At 75.2% G+C, this 5,461-nt stretch carries 1 protein-coding gene; it reads right to left on the minus strand.

Annotated elements, in window-relative coordinates; translation table 11 throughout:
* Positions 1 to 5,461: non-ribosomal peptide synthetase (locus tag EV374_RS32260; protein ID WP_132240945.1), on the minus strand; the 5,461-nt coding region annotated here is incomplete at both ends.

Here is a 5,461-nt window from a genome sequence, read left to right on the forward strand (position 1 = left end):
GTGCCGTGGGCGGTGGTGAGGGTTTTGAGGGCGGTGGTGAGGTGGGGGTCGAGGGTGATGGGGAGGTGGGCGCCGTGGTGGTCCTGTTCGGGGGGTCGGGGTCGGTCGGTGGGTAGGTGCAGCAGGGTGGGCGCGTTGGCGAGAGTCTGTCGCCAGTGGGTTTCCTGGCGTTGGAGGGTGCCGTCGGTGAGCCATTGGCGTTGCCAGGCGGCGTAGTCGGCGTACTGCACGGGCAGGGGCGGCAGGGGGTCGGGTCGACCGTCGTGGAAGGCGGCGTAGAGCACCCCCAGCTCACGGGTCAGGACGCCGATGGACCACCCGTCGGAGACGACGTGGTGCATGGTGACGAGCAGGACGTGCCGGTCCGGGGCGAGGGTGACCAGGCGGCCCCGGATCAGAGGGCCGGCGGTCAGGTCGAACGGGGCCGTGAACTCCTCGTCCTGGAGCCGGGCCAGCCGGCCGGCGGCGTCGGGCGCCCCGGTGAGGTCGTGCGTGTGCAGGGTGAAGCCGGTGCCGGGCGGGTCGACGTGCTGGTGGACGTCGGAGCCGGCGGGCACGAGCCGGGTGCGCAGGGCCTCGTGCCGGGCGACCAGGGTGTCCAGGGCCGCCCGCAGGGCGTCGTGGTCGAGCCAGCCGGCCAACTCCAGGGCGAGGGGCATGTGGTACGCGTGGCCGAGACCGCCGAGGCGTTCCAGGAACCACAGCCGCCGCTGCGCGAAGGAGGGCTCCAGCGCACCGGCCCGGTCGACGGGGCGGATCGGGGGCAGCACGTCGCGGCCGTCCGGCGTCAGCCGGGCGACGAAGGCGGCCAGGACCGGCGCCGCGAAGAGCACCGCCGGGGAGACCTCCCGCCCCAGCACCTGCCGGATCCTGGACACCAGCCGCATGGCGAGCAGCGAGTGGCCGCCCAGGGCGAAGAAGTCGTCGTGCCGACCGACCCGCTCGACCCCCAGCACCTCGGCCCAGACGCCGGCGACCATGGTCTCCAGCAGGCCGACCGGCTCGACGTGCCCGCGCTGGCCGAAGGCCTCCCCGTCCGGTGCCGGCAGCGCCGCCCGGTCGAGCTTGCCGTTGGGCGTCAGCGGCCACGCGGCCAGCCGGACGTACGCCGACGGCACCATGTGCTCCGGCAGTTGGGCGGCGAGCCGGTCCCGCAGCCGCGCGGCGTCCGGCGCCTCTGCGCCCAGCACGTACGCGACGAGCCGCTGCTGGCCGGCGGCGTCCGGGCGCGCCACCACCACGGCCTCCCGGACGCCCTCGGTCGCCGCCAGCCGCGACTCGATCTCGCCCAGCTCGACGCGGAAGCCCCGGATCTTCACCTGGAAGTCGTCGCGGCCCAGGAACTCCAGTTCGCCGTCCGGCAGGCGTCTACCCAGGTCACCGGTGCGGTAGAGCCGCTCGCCCGGCACGAACGGGTTGGCGCGGAAGCGCCGCGCGGTCAGCTCGGGCCGGTTCAGGTAGCCGCGCGCCACGCCCGCGCCGCCGATGTGGATCTCGCCGACCACCCCGTCCGGCACCGGCTCGCCCTCGGCGTCCAGCAGGTAGACGCGCACGTTCGGCAGCGGCCGGCCGATCGGCAGGCAGGTCGCCCCGGCGAGGCCGTCGGTCGGGAGCAGGTGGCAGGTGCTGTCGACGGCCGCCTCGGTCACGCCGTACGCGTTGACGATCCGCACCTCCGGGCCGCACAGGGCGCGCAGCCGGGCGGCGTCGGCGGCGGTCCAGGCGTCGGAGCCGCAGACCACCGTCTCCAACCCGGCGAGGCTCCCGCCGGTCGACTCCAGGTGCTCCAGCAACGGGTTGAGCACCGCCGGCACGAAGTCGGCGACGTCCACGTCGTGGCGGCGCAGCAGGGCGTACAGGCCCGCGCTGTCCAGCAGCAGCGGGCGCGGGCAGAGCACCAGCCGCCCGCCGAAGCCCAGCGCCCGCACCACGTCGGCGGTGAAGACGTCGAACGAGAAGCTCGCCATCTGCAGGTGCACCAGGCCGGGACGCAGGTCGAAGAGGCGCTCCCAGGCGGCGGCGACGGCCACCAGCTGCCGGTGCTCCACCAGCACCCCGTTGGCGCTGCCGGAGGTGCCGGACGTGTAGATGACGTACGCCAGGTGGTGCGCGCCCAACCCGTCGACGACCGGGTCGGTCGCCGGCAGCTCCGCCCAGGCCGCCGCGTCGAGGTCCAGGTCGACCAGCGGGGTGTCGAGCCCGGCCAGCGCGGCGCGCAACCGCTCGCGGGCCGGGCCGTGGGTCAGCGCCGCCACCGGGGCGCTGTCGCGCAGCATGGCGGCGAGCCGTTCGGCCGGGTACGCCGGGTCGAGCGGGAGGTAGGCGCCGCCGGCCTTGAGGACGGCCAGCAGGCACACCACCGTCTCCGGTGACCGCTCGACGCAGATCGCCACGATCCGGTCCGGCCCGACGCCCCGGGCGCGCAGGTGGTGGGCGAGCCGGTTGGCCCGCGCGTTCAACTCGCCGTAGGTGAGCCGCTCGTCGCCGTCGACGAGGGCCACCGCCTGCGGGTCGCGGGCCGCCCGGGCCTCGACGAGGTGGTGCACCAGGCGGTCCGGCGGGTACGCCACCGTGGTGTCGTTGCCCTCCTCGACGAGCCGGCGGCGCTCGGCGGGGGGCAGCACGTCGAGCCCGCCCACCGGCGCGTCCGGCGTCCGCTCCAGCGCGTCGGCCAGCGTCTCCAGGGCCCGTTCGACCATCGCGCAGACCCGGTCGGCCGCCACCCCGGCCGCGGCGGCGACGGTCAGCGCCACGTCGTCGCGCAGGTCGTCGACGTCCAGCGCGAGCGGGTAGTTGCCGTGCTCCTGCGCGGCCAGGTAGGTCAGGTCGTCCGCGTCGGGTTCCGGCGCGGGGGCGTCCGACTCGGCCAGTACCTCGGCGTGCCGGTAGTTCAGCAGGGCGGTGAAGAGTGGCGCCGGCGGCGCGACCCCGCTGCACGACTGGGCCAGCGCCAGTGACGCGTGCTCGTGCCGGATCAGCCCGGTCAGCGCCTCGTGGGTGCGCAGCACGCACTCGGTGGCACCGGTGGCGTCGAGGGTGATCCGCAGGGGAAGCGTGTTCAGGAAGGGCCCGAGGACGCGGTCGCTGCCCGCGCCGGCGTCCATCCGGCCGGAGAGCACGGTGCCGAAGACCACGTCCCGGCGCCCGGCGGCCCGGGCCAGCACCTGCCCCCAGGCGACGTGGAACAGGCTGGTCACCCCGACCTGGAGGTCCTGGGCCCGCTGCCGCAGCCGCCGCGTCAGCTCCGGCCCGAGCCACACCCGGGCGTCGCGCATGGTGCGCCCGTCGCCGTGGATGTCCCGCAGGCCGAAGGGCACGGTCGGGCTGTCCACGTCGGAGAGCATCCGGCGGAAGAAGGTTTCCTGCTCGGCCCGGTCGGCGCCGCGCCGGATCCGGGCCACGAAGTCGCGGAACGGCAGCGGCGGCGGCAGCCGGTCGCCCTCGCCGGCCAGGTACGCGCGGACCTCGGCCCGCAGCTGCTTGAGCGAGGTGTTGTCGTCGACGATGTGGTGGATCAGCTCCACGGCCAGCCACCCGCCGTCGCGCGGGTCCCGCGCGACCAGCAGCCGCAGCAGGGGGGCCTGGTCGAGGGGGAGGCGGGCGTACCGCCGCTCGACGTGCTCGCGGAGCTGCCGCAGCGGGTCGTCGCCCGCCGCGTCGAGCGGAACCTCCTCCACGGGCAGGGGCGCCCGGCGCCACACCACCTGCACCGGCTCGTTGATCCCGTGCCACACCACCCCGGTGCGCAGCACGTCGTGCCGGGCGATCACCGCCTCCAGCGCGGCGGCGTAGCGGTCCAACCGGTGCCGGTCGGCGAAGCGCAGGACCGTGGTCACCAGGTAGGGGTCGCGGTCGCGGGCCATCAGGTGGTGGAAGAGCATTCCCTCCTGCACCGGGGCCAGCGGGTAGACGTCCTGCACGTTCGGCGCCCCGCCGGACACCGTGGCGACGACCGCGTCGATCTCCGGCTGGCTCAGCTCCACCAGCGGCAACAGGTCCGGGGTGATCCGGTCGCAGCCGGTCGGGATCGGCTCCGGCGTCGCCTCGGCCCGGTCCGCGCCGGCACCCACCGCGTGGGCCAGGTCGGCCAGGACCGGCGAGGCGAAGAGCGCGCGTACGTCGGCGGAGAGGCCCTGGCGGCGCATCCGTTCCAGCACCCGCAGGGCCAGCAGCGAGTGCCCGCCCAGGGCGAAGAAGTTGTCGTGCCGGCCGACCCGCTCGACGCCCAGCACCTCGGCCCAGATGGCGGCGAGGGCGGTCTCCGTCGGACCGACCGGCTCGGTGTAGTGCCGGGCGGCGAAGGCGGACCCGTCGGGTGCGGGCAGCGCCCGGTGGTCGAGCTTGCCGTTGGGCGTGAGCGGCCACTCGGCGACCCGCATGTACGCGGCCGGGACCATGTGCTCCGGCAGGACGCCGGCCAGCCGGGTCCGCAGCGCCTCGGCCGTCAGCCGGCGCACCGACGCGGTGTAGTAGCCGACCAGGCGTGGCTCGCCCGTGGCGTCCGTCGTGACCGTCACCACCGCGTCGCGTACGCCGGGACAGGCGGCCAGCCGGGCCTCGATCTCGCCCAGCTCGACGCGGTAGCCACGGATCTGCACCTGGGAGTCGTTGCGGCCCAGGTACTCGAGACCGCCGTCGGGGCGGTGGCGCACGAGGTCACCGGTGGCGTAGAGCCGGTCCCCCGCGACGAACGGGCTGGGCCGGAAGCGTGCGGCGGTCAGCGCGGGACGGTTGAGGTAGCCGCGCGCGACCCCCGCGCCACCGACGTGGAGCTCGCCGACGACCCCGGGCGGCACCGGTTCCCCCCGCCCGTCGAGCACGTAGAGCCGCAGGTCCCCGATGGGTCGCCCGATCGGGCTGACGCCGGGTCGCTCGGTGTCGGCCGGGGTCAACGGCCGGTGGGTCACGTGCACGGTGGTCTCGGTGATGCCGTACATGTTGACCAGTTCGGTGCGCCCGTTGCGCGCGTCCGCGTACCACGGCCGCAGCATCGTCGGGTCCAGCGCCTCGCCCCCGAAGACCACCGTGCGCAGCCGGTGCGTCCGCGCGCTGTCGGCCTGCGCGGCGATCAGGCTGCGGAACGCGCTGGGGGTCTGGTTGAGGACGGTGACGCCCTCGTCGCAGAGGAGCCGGTGGAAGTCGGCGGGGGAGCGGCTGACCAGCCGGGGGACGATCACCAGCCGGCCGCCGTGCAGCAGCGCCCCCCAGATCTCCCAGACGGAGAAGTCGAACGCGAAGGAGTGGAAGAGGCTCCACACGTCCGTCGGACCGAAGCCGAACCACCCGGCCGTGGCGGAGAAGAGCCGCACCACGTTGCCGTGCTCGACCATGACGCCCTTGGGCCGGCCGGTGGAGCCGGAGGTGTAGATGACGTAGGCGAGGTGGTCGGGCCGGGTGCCGGGGTCGGGGCTGGTGGTGGGGTGCTCGGCCCAGCGGTGTGCGTCGGTGTCGAGGTCGACGA

It is taken from the genome of Micromonospora sp. CNZ303 (genome assembly GCF_004345505.1).